The organism is Paraburkholderia elongata (assembly GCF_013177735.1).
Classification (GTDB): domain Bacteria; phylum Pseudomonadota; class Gammaproteobacteria; order Burkholderiales; family Burkholderiaceae; genus Paraburkholderia; species Paraburkholderia elongata.
The window spans coordinates 1-14430 of sequence record NZ_WOEZ01000311.1; the positions used below are offsets into that span (position 1 = coordinate 1).

Consider the following 14430-nt stretch of genomic DNA (forward strand, 5'->3'; position numbering starts at 1 on the left):
GATCGCCGCCTTCGATGAAACCGGCGTCGAACAGCGAGCCGACGTCAGTTTCTTCAACATTCGCATAGCCGATGCGCCCTTCAGGCGTGGCCACTTCGATGAGCGGTTCGAGCCACAACAGCCCGCGTGAACCGTTGCGGACCAGTTCGATCGGGATGCCGCGGCGGGCGGCTTCGTCAGCGATCGCACCGGCGAGCGCGTCCGCGCCGAGCGCCAGCGCGGCGGAATCGCGGGGGACATAGACGCGTGTCATGCCGGTTCCTCCGCACGTTGCGCGCCCCTGAGCGCGGCCTCAGCAGCATCAAGCAGCGCGTCGAACTTCTGCGGCGTGACCTTCGCGTGCAGCGTGCCGTTGATCATCAGCGCCGGCGACAGCGCACACTGGCCGAGGCAGTACACCGATTCGAGGCCCACGGCCGCGTCATGCCGATGGCCGCCGTCGTGCCCGGCGTCGAAGCGGCAGCCCGCGCGTGCCTCGATGTGCTGCGCGAGCGCCTCGGTGCCCATGCTGCGGCACGCTTCGGCGCGGCACAGCTGCACCGTGACCGGCGCCGCCGGCTGGGTACGGAAGTGATGGTAGTAGGTGATGACACCGTGCACTTCCGCGCGCGACAGGTTCATCGCTCGCGCGAGCGGCGCGACCGTCTCCGGCGGCACGAAGCCGACGTCGTCCTGGATCGCGTGCAGCACGGCAAGCAGGGAGCCACCATGGCGGATATGCCGCTCAATCAACTCATTCAAATCGGCCAAGATAGTCTCCTGCAGAGCAGCCTCGGGATGCCTTCACGTTCTGATCCGGCTTGGCGTGCCGAACACGCGATGCTTCAGCGGCGCGCTCACTCTTGCGAACCGAGAGGCGACGGTCGAAAGCGGCTTTCCGGTGCCGTGCCGGGCGCAGCGGAGTTCAGAATCCAGCGGCGTCGCATCGGATACAGGATGAACTTCGCCGACACACCGGCCATCAAGGAAATACACGCAGCGAAGATGAACACCGCGTTCCATCCACCGTGCGCGGACAACAGCGAAGCCACAGGCACTAGCATGGCGGCAGTCCCTTTGGCGGTATAAAGCGTACCGGCATTCCCCGCCGCGTATTTGGCGCCGAACGTGTCGGCACACGTCGCAGGGAAATTCGAGAAAATATCGCCGTAACACAGGAACACGAGCCCGGAAAACAGCACGAACAGGTACGGGTTGTGACCGAAGTGCATCAGCCCCAGCAGCGCCAGCGCTTCGCCGATAAAGGTCATGAACATGGTGTTCTCACGGCCGATCCGGTCGGAGATCCAACCGCATAGCGGGCGCGTGAAACCGTTGCACATATTGTTGATCGACAGCGTCATCGTCAGCAGCGGCAACGTCACGCTCAGCACGCTGACCGGCATAGCCGCAAAGCCATACTCCTTCGCGATCGGACCGATCTCCGCAGTGGCAATGATGCCGCCTGCCGCGACGCACACGAACATGGCGTACATCACCCAGAAAAGCGGTGCGCGAATCATCTGCTTCGTCGTGTAATCGGTCTTCGTTGCGACGATGCGCCTGACCCCAGCCGCATGCGCCGGCGGCTTCGGGCGCACCAGCAAGGTTGCCAGCAGCAGGATGCAGACGCCCTGGAACACGCCGAAGAACACGAACGCATGCTCGTACCCGGCGCTCTGGATCATGTTGGAGATCGGGATCACCGTCAGCGCCGCGCCGGCGCCGAAGCCCGCCGCGGTCAGACCGGCGGCCAAACCGCGCCGGTCGGGAAACCACTTGAGCGCCGTGCCCACACAGGTGCCGTAGACGCATCCTGCTCCGATACCGGCAATCACAGCGGCGACGTAGAGCACCGGCAGATTCGGCGCATAGGCGTCGAGAATCCAGCCCAAACCAGCGCAGATCGACCCGCCGATGACGACGGGGCGAGGACCGAACTTGTCGACGAGCCAACCCTCGACAGGTACCAGCCAGGTCTCGGTGATGATGAAAATCGAAAACGCCAGCTGGATGGCGGCTTGCCCCCAGTGGTGTTTGGCGTCCATCGGGATGACAAACAGGGTCCATGCGTATTGAAGGTTCGCTATAAGACCCATGCAGGCGATGCCGACTGCCAGCTGGACCCAGCGGTTATGCCGCCGTGCCGTATAGCCGCTGAAGGCTGTGTCAGTCTGTAACACGTTCTCTGTCTCCGTCTATTGACTTGTTTGCTTGCCTGATCAAAACACCTGCATGTCAAGGCTGAACTGTCATGGCGCTTGAACCATGATGGACGGCTTCAACAATTAACAAAAGTTAAAGTTTCTTCTGCGTTATATTAGCTATCGTTAATACATCCTCGAAACTTTGCAGTCACTACGAGCGCGCCCGCGCACGATCGCAAGCGCTCCGGCCATTTATCTCCGTCTACCCGTCCAGCTTGCGTGCAGCGTCGCCTAGACTTTGGCGATTCGCAGCAAATTGGTGGTACCCGATTCGCCGAACGGCATGCCCGCCGCGATCGCCACCGGGTCGCCTGAATTTGCAAAGCCCTGTCTCACGGCGATGCTGCACGCGGCACTCACCATCTCGTCGACCGATTCGACGTCAGGGCTGACTGTGGAATGCACGCCCCACACCAGTGCAAGACGCCGCGCCGTCGACAGCTTCGGCGTGATGCTGAGAATCGGCGCGACCGGACGCTGACGGGCGGCCCGCAGGCTGGTGTGTCCGGACGTCGTGTACGTGACCGTTGCGACCGCAGCGATGGTCTGCGCGACATCGCGCAGTGCCGCGCAGATCGCGTCTCCCGGTGTGCCCAGCGGAAGTTCATGCTGGGCATCGAGCAGGCTCCGGTAGAGCGGATCATGTTCGACCTCCTTGATGATCCGCTCCATCATCGCCACGGCCTGCACGGGAAAGCCGCCGCTGGCCGACTCCGCAGACAGCATGACGGCATCCGCGCCATCGTAGATCGCCGTCGCGACGTCCGATGCTTCGGCGCGCGTGGGCACCGGCGCTGAAATCATCGATTCGAGCATCTGCGTCGCGATGATCACCGGCTTGCCGTGGCTGCGGCAGGATCGAAGAATGCGCTTCTGCGCGCCCGGCACGCGTTCGGGCGGAAGCTCGACGCCGAGGTCGCCGCGAGCGACCATCACTGCATCGGCCGCATTCACGATCTCATCAAGCCGGTCAAGCGCTGCCGGTTTTTCCAGCTTGACCATCAGCCCGGCGCGCTCACCGATGAGCGCGCGCGCGTCGATCAAGTCCTCCGGACGCTGTACGAACGACAGCGCAATCCAGTCGGCGCCAAGCGACAACGCAAATTCCAGATCGATCAGGTCTTTCTGGGTCAGCACGGGAATCGGCAGTATCGCGTCGGGAACATTCACTCCTTTTCGATCCGACAGCGTTCCTCCGTGCAATACGCGGGTACGGATCCGCTCGCCGTCATTGCCGAGCACTTCCAGGCGCAGTTTGCCGTCATCAAGCAGCAACGACTGGCCGGCGGCGACGACGTCGAAGAGTTCCGGATGGGGCAGGCATACGCGATTGACGTCGCCGTCCGCCGGGTTCCGGTCGAGCGCAAATTCGGCGCCCGTCACGAGCATCACCTTGCCCTCGGCGAACGGGCCGACGCGCAGCTTCGGTCCCTGCATGTCTGCCAGAATCGAAATGGGCCGGCCCGAAGTACGCTCGACCTCGCGAACCAGCTCATAGCGCCGCCGATGGTCCTCGTGCGAGCCGTGACTGAAATTCAGCCGGAATACATCGGCGCCGGCGTGAAAAAGTTGGGTAATCGTTTCGAGATCGGAGGTCGCGGGGCCGAGGGTCGCGACGATCTTTGCTTTGCGTAGGCGGATCATAACGGGTCAGTAAGGTGAGGTGGCGGGCGAGCGAGCGCGGCAACAGCCGGTCAAGCGTCGAGTTGTCTGAGCAATGCGTCGACGCTGCCCTTCGCGTCGCCGAACAGCATCCGTGTGTTGTCCTTGTAGAAGAGCGGATTGTCCACGCCCGCATAACCGGTCGCCATGCTGCGTTTCGACACGACCACCGTGCGCGCTTTCCACACTTCGAGCACCGGCATCCCCGCAATCGGACTGCCCGGATCTTCGAGCGCACCAGGGTTCACGATGTCGTTTGCGCCGATCACGAGCACCACGTCCGTGTTGGTGAAGTCTTCGTTGATCTCATCCATTTCGAGCACGATGTCGTACGGCACCTTCGCTTCGGCAAGGAGCACGTTCATGTGGCCCGGCAAGCGTCCGGCGACTGGATGGATGCCAAAACGCACCCGCACGCCGAGACTGTCAAGCTTGCGCGTGATTTCGCTGATCGTCGTCTGCGCCTGCGCCACGGCCATCCCGTAGCCCGGCACGATGATGACCTCGGAGGCGTCGCGCAGAATCGCGCTGACTTCGTCGACGCTGGTCGCCACCACCTCCCCCGCGATATCCGCCGAACTCGTGCCGCTCGCCGCACCGAAGCCGCCGAGAATCACCGAGATGAAACTGCGGTTCATCGCGCGGCACATGATGTAGCTAAGGATCGCGCCGCTCGAGCCGACCAGCGCGCCGGTCGTAATCAACAGGTCGTTGCTCAGCATGAAGCCCGTGGCCGCGGCGGCCCATCCTGAGTAACTGTTCAGCATCGACACGACCACCGGCATGTCCGCGCCGCCGATGGCCATCACCAGATGCACACCGAGCGCCGCGGCGAGCACGATCATCACGAGCAATGCCCCGATGCCTTCCGCGCCCGACGGCACCGAGAGAAACCGGTAGCCGATTGCCACGCACAGCACCAGCACAAGCAGGTTCAGCAGATGCCGGCCCGGTATCACGAGCGGCTTGCCGCTGATCGTGCCCTGCAGTTTCAGGAATGCAACGATCGAGCCCGTGAACGTGATGGTGCCTATAAAGACGCCAAGATAAATCTCCGACAGATGAATCACCCGTTCCGCGCCGCCGAACTCGCCGGCCGGCATCAGATAGTTGGTAAAGCCGATCAGCACCGCGGCCAGCCCGACAAAGCTATGCAATATCGCGACCAGTTGCGGCATCTGGGTCATCTCGACCCGCCGCGCCAGCAGCGCGCCGACCGCTGCGCCGATCACGGCCGCCGCCAATACGACTTCGATCCCCGCGCCCTTTGCGATGATCAGCGTCGCAACGACTGCGATCAGCATGCCCGCCACGCCATACAGATTGCCGCGGCGCGCGCTCGTCGGATGACTCAGTCCGCGCAAACTCAGGATAAACAGCGTGCTCGCGCCCAAATACGCGATGTTGCCGATTCCGTTCAGCATGACTACTCCTTAATTGCGCTGGAACATCTTCAACATGCGTTGGGTCACGAGAAACCCACCCGCGATGTTGATCGTGGCAACCAGCAAAGCGACGCCGCCCAGCACCGTTACCAGCACATTCGGCGTGCCGAGTTGCAGCAGCGCGCCAATCACGATGATGCCGCTGATCGCATTGGTCACGCTCATCAGCGGCGTGTGCAGCGCCGGCGTCACATTCCAGACCACCTGGTAGCCGACGAATACCGCCAGCACGAACACCGTCAGATGCGCGACGAACGCGGGCGGTGCGACCGCGCCGAGCGCCAGCAGCGCCATCGCCGCGATCGCCAGCAAGACGAGCGATGTATACCGCGAGCGAGCCGCAGCGGCCGCTTGTTCCGCGGGATCGACGGGGCTCGCCGCGGGCTTCTCGGGCGGCGGCCGATGCGCGGCGATCGCGGCCTGTTTCGGCGGGGGCGGCGGCCAGCTGACAGCGCCTTGATACACGACGGTCGCGCCGCGCATCACGTCGTCATCCATGTCGATGCGGGCCACACCATCCTTCTGCGGCGTCAGATCGGTCAATAGATGGCGAATGTTGGTGCCGTAGAGCTGACTCGATTGCGTCGCCATCCGGCTCGGTAAATCGGTGTAGCCGATGATCGTCACGCTCTTGACCGACACCACCTCGCCGGGCTGCGTCAGTTCGCAGTTGCCGCCCTGCTCCGCGGCCATGTCGACGATCACGCTGCCCGGCCGCATGCCGTCCACCATCGCCGCGGTGATCAGCTTGGGCGCCGGCTTGCCCGGAATCAGCGCGGTGGTGATGATGATGTCGACGTCCTTCGCCTGCGCGGCGAACAGCGCCATCTCTGCTTCGATGAACTTCGCGCTCATCTGCTTCGCGTAGCCGCCGGAGCCGCTGCCTTCCTCTTCGACATCGAGCTTGAGAAACTCGGCGCCCATGCTTTCGACCTGCTGCTCGACTTCAGGACGTGTGTCGAACGCACGCACGATCGCGCCCAAGCCGCGCGCCGCACCGATTGCCGCGAGCCCGGCGACACCCGCGCCGATCACCATCACCTTTGCGGGCGGCATCTTGCCCGCAGCGGTGATCTGTCCGGTGAAGACGCGCCCGAAATGCTGCGCGGCTTCGATCACCGCGCGGTAACCGGCCATGTTTGCCATCGAGCTGAGCGCATCGAGCTTCTGCGCGCGCGAAATGCGCGGCACACAGTCCATCGCCAACACGCTCGTGCCGCCGTCGGCGAGTTGCGCGAGCAGCACCGGATTCTGCGCGGGCCAGATGAAGCTGATCAGCATCGCGCCTCTTTTCAGCAAGGTCGCTTCGTCGGCCTCGAGCGCCGGATTCAGTTCGGGCGCGCGCACCTTGATCACGATATCGGCATCGGTCCACAACGCACGGGTATCGCTGACGACCTGTGCGCCGGCCGCGCGATACGCGTCGTCGTCGAATGACGCCCTGAGGCCCGCGCCCGCTTCGACGTTCACCGCGAAACCGAGCTTCAGCAACTGGCTAACGGTTTCGGGCGTCGCCGCGACGCGGCGTTCGCCCGTGCGGACTTCGCGCGGCACTGCAATCGTCATCGCCATGTCAGGCCCCCGATAACAACGTGTTCGACAGCACGCCGATACCTTCGATCGATACCTCGACCGTCGAGCCGTCCTTGATCGAGCCGATGCCAATCGAGGTGCCGATTGCAATGACGTCGCCGGGCAACAGCGTCATATCGTGCGAGATCCGGCTCACCTGTTCGGCGGGCGAAAAGATCATGTCCGACAGCGGATAGTTCTGCCGCTCGACGTTGTCGAGCCGCGTCACGACGTGCGCATTCCGCCAGTCGAAATCACGCTGGATCGCAGGACCGATGCAACTGAACGTATCGAAACCCTTCGAGCGGCACCATTGCGCAAAGTTGGGGTCTTCGTTCAGGAGTTCGGCCGCGGTCACGTCGTTGATGCACGTGTAACCGAAAATGTAGTCGTTCGCCTCGTCTACCGGAACGTTGCGGCAACGCTTGCCGATCACGATCGCGAGTTCCCCTTCGTACGCGATCTTGCCGGCGTAGGCTTGCGGCCGCTGGATGGGTTCGCCCGGGCCAATCACCGAAGTGGATGGCTTGATCAGAAACAGCGGATGGGACGGCGCGGCCTTGCCGAGTTTCTCCGACAGCGCGCGGAAGTTGTTCCACAACGCGACCACCTTGGTAGGAACACATGGATTGAGCAGCGTCACGTCATCGACGCTCAGGACGTTGGCGCTTGGGACGGCGTCACCGAACATGTCCCCTTCGTATTCAGTGACGCGATGGTTTTCCAGCACGCCGAAACCAATCCGGCCAAGGGCGAACCGAAAACGTATCCACGATTTCATCGGAATGTCTCCTGCGATTTTTTTTGCTTCAATGAAGCGACCGATCAGGCCAGTCGCGCGGCGATGTCTTGTACGGCGTACTGCGGCGCGTCGGATGCGCGGCCAGGTTTCGTCTATGCGCTCATATCGCACCGACCACACGTAAATGCGCGATCTGATCCGGGTGGTAACCGAGTTCGGCCATCACCTCGTCGGTGTGTTCGCCCAGCAGCGGCGAGCGCGTGACCTCGGTCGGACTGTCCGACAGCTTGATCGGATTGCCGACCGTCAGATACTTGCCGCGCACCGGGTGATCGACCTCGACGATCGTGCCGGTCTTGCGCAGCGACGGCTCCTCGGCGATCTCCTTCATCGACAGGATCGGGCCGCACGGAATGTCGTATTTATTGAGGATTTCCATCGCCTCGAACTTCGTCTTGGTCATGGTCCAGCGCTCGATCTCGGCGAAGATGTCCTTCAGATGCGGCAAGCGCGCGGCAGGTGTGGCGTAGTTCGGATCGGTGGCCCATTCCTCCTTGCCGATCACGTTGCAGATCTTTGCCCACACCGGCGCCTGCGTGATGAAGTAGATGTACGCGTTGGGGTCCGCTTCCCAGCCCTTGCACTTCAGGATCCAGCCCGGCTGGCCGCCGCCCGACGCATTGCCCGCTCGCGGCACCGCTTCGCCGAAGGTGCCGTTCGGATGTTGCGGATATTCGCGCATGACGCCGGTGCGTTCGAGGCGCTGCTGGTCACGCAGCTTCACGCGGCACAGGTTCAGCACGCCGTCCTGCATCGCCGCGAGCACGTGTTGACCACGCCCTGTCGTTTTTCGCTGATACAGCGCGGTGACAATGCCGAGCGCAAGATGCAGCCCGGTACCGCTGTCGCCGATCTGGGCGCCGGTGACAACCGGCGGACCGTCGTCGAAGCCGGTGGTCGACGCCGCGCCACCCACGCATTGCGCGACGTTCTCGTAGACCTTGCAGTCTTCATAAGGGCCGGCGCCGAAGCCTTTGACCGACGCGACGATCATGCGCGGATTCAGCTCCTGGATCCGCTCCCACGTGAAGCCCATCCGGTCGAGCGCGCCCGGTGCGAAGTTCTCCACCAGCACGTCACATTTCTGGATCAGTGCTTCGAGAACCTGCTTGCCTTCCGGGTTCTTCGCATCGATCGTGACCGAGCGCTTGTTGTGGTTGAGCATCGTGAAGTACAGGCTGTCCGCCTCGGGGATATCGCGCAGCTGCTCGCGCGTGACATCGCCCGCGCCGGCGCGCTCCACCTTGATCACATCCGCTCCGAACCAAGCCAGCAACTGTGTGCACGTCGGCCCCGATTGGACGTGCGTGAAATCAAGAATGCGCACGTCCTCCAATGCTTTGCCCATCTCACGTCTCCCTATATTGATCTGTACCCGCCCCGCACGCCCGGGCTACCGGGTTGCCGGACTGAGCAGCGCCAGCGCCACGCGACGCGCGCCGGCGATGGCGGCTTCCTCGCTTTCAAAGACAGCCTCGTCGACGACCTGCTGGTACGGCAGGAGATCGGGTTGCGCCGGATGATTTTCTTCGGCCGTGCGAATCGCCACGTAGGCGGTCCATCCGCCGTTGTGGATCAATTGCATCGCGGACAACTCGAGCCGATATTGTCCAAGTACTTCGACGTGCATCGGATGCCTCCTGATAGATCGTCACAAGAGAAAGTCAGCCGGATCGACGCGGCTGGCGTTGCGTTACGCTCCCGCCTGGGCTTCCAGTTCGGCCAGGCGTTTGCGCAGACGACGCCCCGCCTCGGGCGCCGTCCATGCAGGCTCCGAAAGTGAAACTTCAGATACGTCTAGTTCTACCTGCTTGCGCCGTCAAACGGCCTTGACTTCGTGCAGGTTGAAAATTTCCTGTTTGCTGTATCCGAGGCTTGCCAGCACCTCGTCGGTGTGCTCGCCCAGCAGCGGCGAAGCGGTGACTTCGGGCTTGAGGTCGGAGAACTTGATCGGGCTGCCCACCGTTAGGTAAGTGCCACGCTTCTTGTGCGGGACTTCCACGATCGTGCCGCTCGCGCGCAACGACGGGTCGTTGGCCAGTTCCTTCATCGTCAGCACCGGCGCGCACGGAATGTCGAACTTGCGCAGGATGTCGACCGCTTCGAACTTGGTCTTGTCGGCCAGCCACCCTTCGATGGTCCCGAAGATCTCGAAGATGTGCGGCTGACGCGCCTCAGCCGTCTTGTAGGCCGGGTCATCGATCCACTCGGGTTTGCCCAGCGCCTTGCAGATCGGCTCCCATGCATGGCCCTGGATCGTGAAGTAGATGTACGCGTTCGGATCCGTTTCCCAGCCCTTGCACTTGAGCACCCAGCCCGGCTGCCCGCCGCCGCCCGCATTGCCGCCGCGCGGTACGACGTCGCTGAATTCACCGTGCGGATATTGCGGGTATTCCTCAAGATAGCCAACGCGTTCAAGGCGCTGCTGGTCCCGTAGCTTCACGCGGCACAGGTTCAGCACGCTGTCCTGCATCGACACTGCGACCTTCTGACCTTTGCCGGTTTTGTCGCGCCCCAGCAGTGCGGTCAGAATGCCGATTGCCAGATGCATGCCAGTGTTGCTGTCGCCGAGCGCCGCGGCGCTGATGGTCGGCGGACCGTCCCAGAAGCCGGTGGTGGACGCCGCACCGCCCGCGCATTGGGCAACGTTCTCGTAGACTTTCAGGTCGTCATAGTGATGGCCGTCGCTGAAGCCCTTCACCGATGCCACGATCATCTTCGGGTTGAGCTCGTTCAGGCGCTCCCAGGAAAAGCCCATCCGGTCGAGTGCGCCTGGGCCGAAATTCTCCACCAGCACGTCGGATTCGCGAATCAGTTTTTCGAGCACTTCCTTGCCTTCGGGCTTCTTGGTGTCGAGTGTCAGCGATTTCTTGTTGCTGTTGAGCATCGTGAAATACAGCGCATCAGCATCGGGAATATCGCGCAACTGGTTGCGCGTCACGTCGCCAGAACCCGGGCGTTCGACTTTGATCACGTCAGCGCCGAACCAGGCCAGCAACTGCGTGCACGCGGGGCCCGCTTGTACGTGGGTGAAATCGATAATCTTGATGCCGTCGAGGGGTTTGCTCATTTGATATCTCCTGAGGTTGCTAGGATTACTTTTTCATCGCCGCGCTTTGCGGATTCAGATTCGTCAAGCGGCCGCTTTCCGTGCCGGCCGCTTCGTCGATGACGGCGTTGATGAGTGTCGGTTTGCCCGACGCAATGGCCTCGAGCAACGCGTTCGTCAGTTCCTCGGGGGTCGTGGCGTTGTAGCCGATGCCGCCGAAGGCTTCGATCATCTTGTCGTAGCGCGCACCCTTCACGAACACGGTCGGCGCGACGTCCTTGCCGCCGGTCGGATTCACATCGGTGCCGCGGTACACGCCGTTGTTGTTGAAGACCACGGTGCAAACCGGCAGGTCGTAGCGGCAGATGGTTTCGAGTTCCATGCCGCTGAAACCAAATGCGCTGTCGCCTTCGATCGCGACGACCGGCTTGCCGCTCGTCACCGCCGCGCCGATCGCAAAGCCCATCCCGATGCCCATGATTCCCCACGTACCGGAGTCGAAGCGCTTGCGCGGTTCGTACATGTCGATGATGCTGCGGGCGTAGTCGAGGGTGTTGGCGCCTTCGTTGACGACGTTAATGTCCGGGCGCGCCTTCAGCACGTCGCGGATCGCGCGCAGTGCACTATGGAAATTCATCGGCGACGGATTCTGGTCCAGCGTCACCGCCATCTTCGCGAGGTTCTTGCTCTTGCGCTCGGCGATCGCTCCCGTCCACTCGGCGTTAGGCTTGGCAAAACTCGAATCTATGCCCGCCCGCAATGCCGCCACGCACGAACCGATATCGCCGATCACCGGCGCGGCAATCGCCACGTTGCTGTCGATTTCGGTCGGCGCGATGTCGACCTGGATGAACTTCTTCGGCGCAGCGCCCCACGTCTTGCCCTTGCCGTGCGCCAATAGCCAGTTCAGGCGCGCGCCGATCAGCACCACGACGTCGGCTTCCTGCAAGACGAACGAGCGGGCAGCCGACGCCGATTGCTCATGAGTGTCAGGCAGCAGGCCCTTAGCCATGGACATCGGCAGATACGGGATGCCGGTCTGCTCGACAAACGCGCGGATCTCGGCGTCGGCCTGAGCATACGCAGCGCCCTTGCCGAGCAGGATAAGGGGACGCTTGGCGCCCTTGAGCACATCGAGCGCGCGCGTCACCGACTCAGGCGCCGGAATCTGACGCGGCGCGGCGTCGACCACGCGCACCAGCGATTGCTTGCCCTTCACGGCATCCATCGTCTGGGCGAGAAGTTTCGCCGGCAAATCCAGATAGACGCCGCCGGGGCGGCCTGACACCGCCGCACGGATCGCGCGTGCCACGCCGATGCCGATATCTTCCGCATGCAGAACGCGATAGGCAGCCTTCGCATAGGGCTTCGCCGCGTTCAGCTGATCCATCTCTTCGTAATCGCCCTGCTGCAGATCGACGATTTCACGCTCACTGGATCCGCTGATCAGGATCATCGGAAAGCAGTTGGTGGTCGCGTTCGCAAGCGCCGTCAGGCCGTTCAGGAAGCCGGGCGCGGACACGGTCATGCAGATGCCGGGCTTCTGCGTCATGAAGCCGGCAATCGCCGCCGCGTTGCCCGCGTGCTGTTCATGACGGAAGCCGATGAAACGCATCCCTTCCGCTTGTGCGAGGCGAGCCAGGTCGGTGATCGGAATGCCGACCAGTCCGAAGATGGTGTTGAGGTCGTTCAGTTTCAGCGCGTCGATGACGAGATGAAATCCGTCGGTCGTTTCGGTAGCTTGTGCTTCGTTTGTCATGTTGAGATGTCTCGCTGTCTTGCCTTCTATTGAACTTGTGCTATGCGGCGGGCCGTCGATACGGCGACGTGCGCGGCAACCTGCAGGTGGAGGACGCGGAGCATGTGAAAGCCTTCATCAACCCGGCCGTCATTGCGGTCGATGAGGTGCTCTGCGGCAGGGGTTTCCCAGGTTCTGGCATCACGTCTCTCCTCGACGGGTTGTGGCGCGTGTCGTGATATACAATATTCCACACACAGTATTTGTTCAAGCGCATTTTGATGCCACGATGTCATTGCTGCGCTGCGATGGACTTGAATCGCCCGAATTCAAAGGCGATCTACGGAAATCGATTTGCGACGCACAAAGCCTCGACAACGCCGAAATTGGCCTTCGAGCGTCGAATTCTGGCGAGCCCGCATCGATGGGTGTGCCAATCGAGCGGTCGGTGGAATGTAATATTTCGTATTTCAGATGACACGCTGCCAGACACCCAGAGGCGCGTCGGCGCTCGAACCCGGCGCAGATGCACGCGCGCGAGCCACGCGGGCGCGATCATCTCGCGGCCGCACAGGCTCGGCGGCCGCAAAGATTGACGCAATGAAACCGGCGGGTATTCACGTCGCCGGTTCACCGGCGGCGTTGGGCGACACGATGGCTCGTGTGCGATGAGGGGCGCTCGGTAAGCGCGTGTGAACAAGGTGCAGGGCGAGAAAGAGCAGCGCTGCAACGCGTCGGGCGTTTCAGCGCTGCTCCGTTCCGGTGCTTCGGGTTGGCGTGCTCCGGCTGCCCTCTTGACTCAGTATCCAAACGACTTCGCGTCGTCAGTCGAGGAAGTCGCAGTTGGCTTCGACGAACGCCGCGAGATCGAGCGAGTGCTGGCGCACGAGCCGCTCGACCAGTTCGGTATCGCGCTTCTCGAGTGCTTCGATGATGCGCATGTGATCGACGATCGAGCGCGACGCGCGGTCACTCTGCGCGATCGTCATCTTCCGGATCGCGCGCACATGCACGAACAGGTTCTTCATCGTGTCCAGGAGGATCTGCGATTGCGACAGCTGGACAATTGACTGGTGAAACGCGATGTTCGCTTCCGAATACTCCTCGATGTGCTCAGCCGGCGTTGTGTCGCGAAAATTGTCGAACATATGCCTCAGCGCCGCGATGTCCTCATCGGACGCGCGCAGCGTCGCAAGCCGGGCCGCCATGCTTTCGAGCGCCGCCCACATGCAAATCATGTCGACGATTTCTTTCTTCGTCTTGCGCTGGATATAGATTCCGCGCCGCGGCACCGTCCGCAGGAAACCTTCCTGCTCGAGCAGCGTCATGGCTTCGCGAACTGGCGTGCGGCTCACGCCGAGCGCTTCAGTCAGTTCCTTTTCGTCGAGCCGGATTTCCTCGCGCGAATGATAGATGTCGGCGTCGGCGATGGCCTGCTTCAGCTTTGCGTACGCCTGATCGCGCAACGAAGCCGAAGCATTGATCGGTACTAGCGCCAGTGAGAGAGGCGCTGGGCGGACATCGGTTTGCGTATCGTCCGACATTGATAATTTGCTTCCCCAGTTTCGGATAACCCATTGTGACGGTCTTGCCGGGCCCGCCGCCCGAATCCTCTGCCGACAGGCCGGCGCGGCTGTCCTCCTGTGTGGCTGCCGCGGCCTGACATGCCATCCGCCCGCCGCTTCGATATATGGAATATTATATTCCGTATATCGATAGTTCAAGGCGCTTTTTGTAATGGTCTGCGAAGTGCGCTGGAAGGTGGCGTACGAAATCCGAATCCTGGGTACCCCGAGACGCCCCCTGCCACTTATGCCTGCCCTCCGTCAAGTTGCCAGCGCCCTCAGAACCAGCCCTTTCAAGGTCTTTGCGCGACAAACCTGGTAACCTGGCGACCTGTTCAAGGACGACGGGTACGAAGGGATGTTTGACGAGGTGATGAAGCGTTTCGAGCAGCAGGCACCGGTATGCGTGAT

The 14430-nt window shown here is 62.4% G+C and carries 12 protein-coding genes and 2 pseudogenes; 2 read left to right on the forward strand and 12 right to left on the reverse strand.

Annotation, left to right across the window (positions count from 1 at the left end; genetic code table 11):
* From GNZ13_RS49430 to oxc, 11 genes and pseudogenes are all read right to left on the reverse strand, one after another.
* Positions 1-253: pseudogene (locus GNZ13_RS49430) on the reverse strand (formate dehydrogenase); the annotation flags it as partial.
* The gene (locus GNZ13_RS49435; RefSeq protein ID WP_407945718.1) at positions 250-765 is read right to left on the reverse strand and encodes an NAD(P)H-dependent oxidoreductase subunit E; all 516 of its coding nucleotides are present in this window, start codon (positions 763-765) and stop codon (positions 250-252) included. The pseudogene GNZ13_RS49430 and the gene GNZ13_RS49435, both read right to left, overlap by 4 nt.
* A 71-nt stretch (positions 766-836) precedes the next feature.
* Entirely contained in the window at positions 837-2162 is a 1326-nt protein-coding gene (gene oxlT, locus GNZ13_RS49440) for an oxalate/formate MFS antiporter (protein WP_172178755.1), read from the reverse strand.
* 255 nt (positions 2163-2417) lie between these two features.
* Positions 2418-3830 (reverse strand): pyruvate kinase, encoded by a 1413-nt coding sequence (pyk, locus tag GNZ13_RS49445; RefSeq protein WP_172178757.1) that lies wholly within the window; start codon positions 3828-3830, stop codon positions 2418-2420.
* A 50-nt stretch (positions 3831-3880) separates the two neighbouring features.
* Positions 3881-5272 (reverse strand): Re/Si-specific NAD(P)(+) transhydrogenase subunit beta, encoded by a 1392-nt coding sequence (gene pntB, locus GNZ13_RS49450; RefSeq protein WP_172178766.1) that lies wholly within the window; start codon positions 5270-5272, stop codon positions 3881-3883.
* A gap of 9 nt (positions 5273-5281) precedes the next feature.
* Positions 5282-6865: a Re/Si-specific NAD(P)(+) transhydrogenase subunit alpha gene (locus GNZ13_RS49455; protein ID WP_172178767.1), complete on the reverse strand. Its 1584-nt coding sequence runs from the start codon at positions 6863-6865 to the stop codon at positions 5282-5284.
* Position 6866: 1 nt separating this feature from the next.
* Positions 6867-7646: a fumarylacetoacetate hydrolase family protein gene (locus GNZ13_RS49460; RefSeq protein WP_172178768.1), complete on the reverse strand. Its 780-nt coding sequence runs from the start codon at positions 7644-7646 to the stop codon at positions 6867-6869.
* A 121-nt stretch (positions 7647-7767) separates the two neighbouring features.
* The gene (gene frc / locus GNZ13_RS49465) at positions 7768-9015 is read right to left on the reverse strand and encodes a formyl-CoA transferase (protein ID WP_172178769.1); all 1248 of its coding nucleotides are present in this window, start codon (positions 9013-9015) and stop codon (positions 7768-7770) included.
* A gap of 45 nt (positions 9016-9060) precedes the next feature.
* Complete coding sequence (locus GNZ13_RS49470) at positions 9061-9297, reverse strand: hypothetical protein (RefSeq protein ID WP_154567564.1); 237 nt, start codon at positions 9295-9297, stop codon at positions 9061-9063.
* Positions 9298-9486: 189 nt separating this feature from the next.
* Positions 9487-10737, reverse strand: coding sequence for a formyl-CoA transferase (gene frc, locus GNZ13_RS49475; protein ID WP_172178770.1), 1251 nt, complete (start codon positions 10735-10737; stop codon positions 9487-9489).
* 25 nt (positions 10738-10762) lie between these two features.
* Positions 10763-12475, reverse strand: a complete 1713-nt coding sequence (oxc, locus tag GNZ13_RS49480) for an oxalyl-CoA decarboxylase (RefSeq protein WP_172178771.1) — start codon at positions 12473-12475, stop codon at positions 10763-10765.
* 68 nt (positions 12476-12543) lie between these two features.
* Here oxc and GNZ13_RS49485 point away from each other — a divergent pair, with 68 nt between their 5' ends.
* Both GNZ13_RS49485 and GNZ13_RS53330 read left to right on the forward strand, forming a co-directional pair.
* Positions 12544-12693, forward strand: a complete 150-nt coding sequence (locus GNZ13_RS49485) for a hypothetical protein (RefSeq protein ID WP_172178772.1) — start codon at positions 12544-12546, stop codon at positions 12691-12693.
* A 294-nt stretch (positions 12694-12987) separates the two neighbouring features.
* A pseudogene (locus GNZ13_RS53330) lies at positions 12988-13126 on the forward strand (succinate--CoA ligase subunit alpha); the annotation flags it as partial.
* A gap of 152 nt (positions 13127-13278) precedes the next feature.
* Here the strand turns inward: GNZ13_RS53330 and GNZ13_RS49490 are convergent.
* Positions 13279-13998 (reverse strand): GntR family transcriptional regulator, encoded by a 720-nt coding sequence (locus tag GNZ13_RS49490; protein WP_172178773.1) that lies wholly within the window; start codon positions 13996-13998, stop codon positions 13279-13281.
* Between the last annotated feature and the right edge of the window lie 432 nt (positions 13999-14430).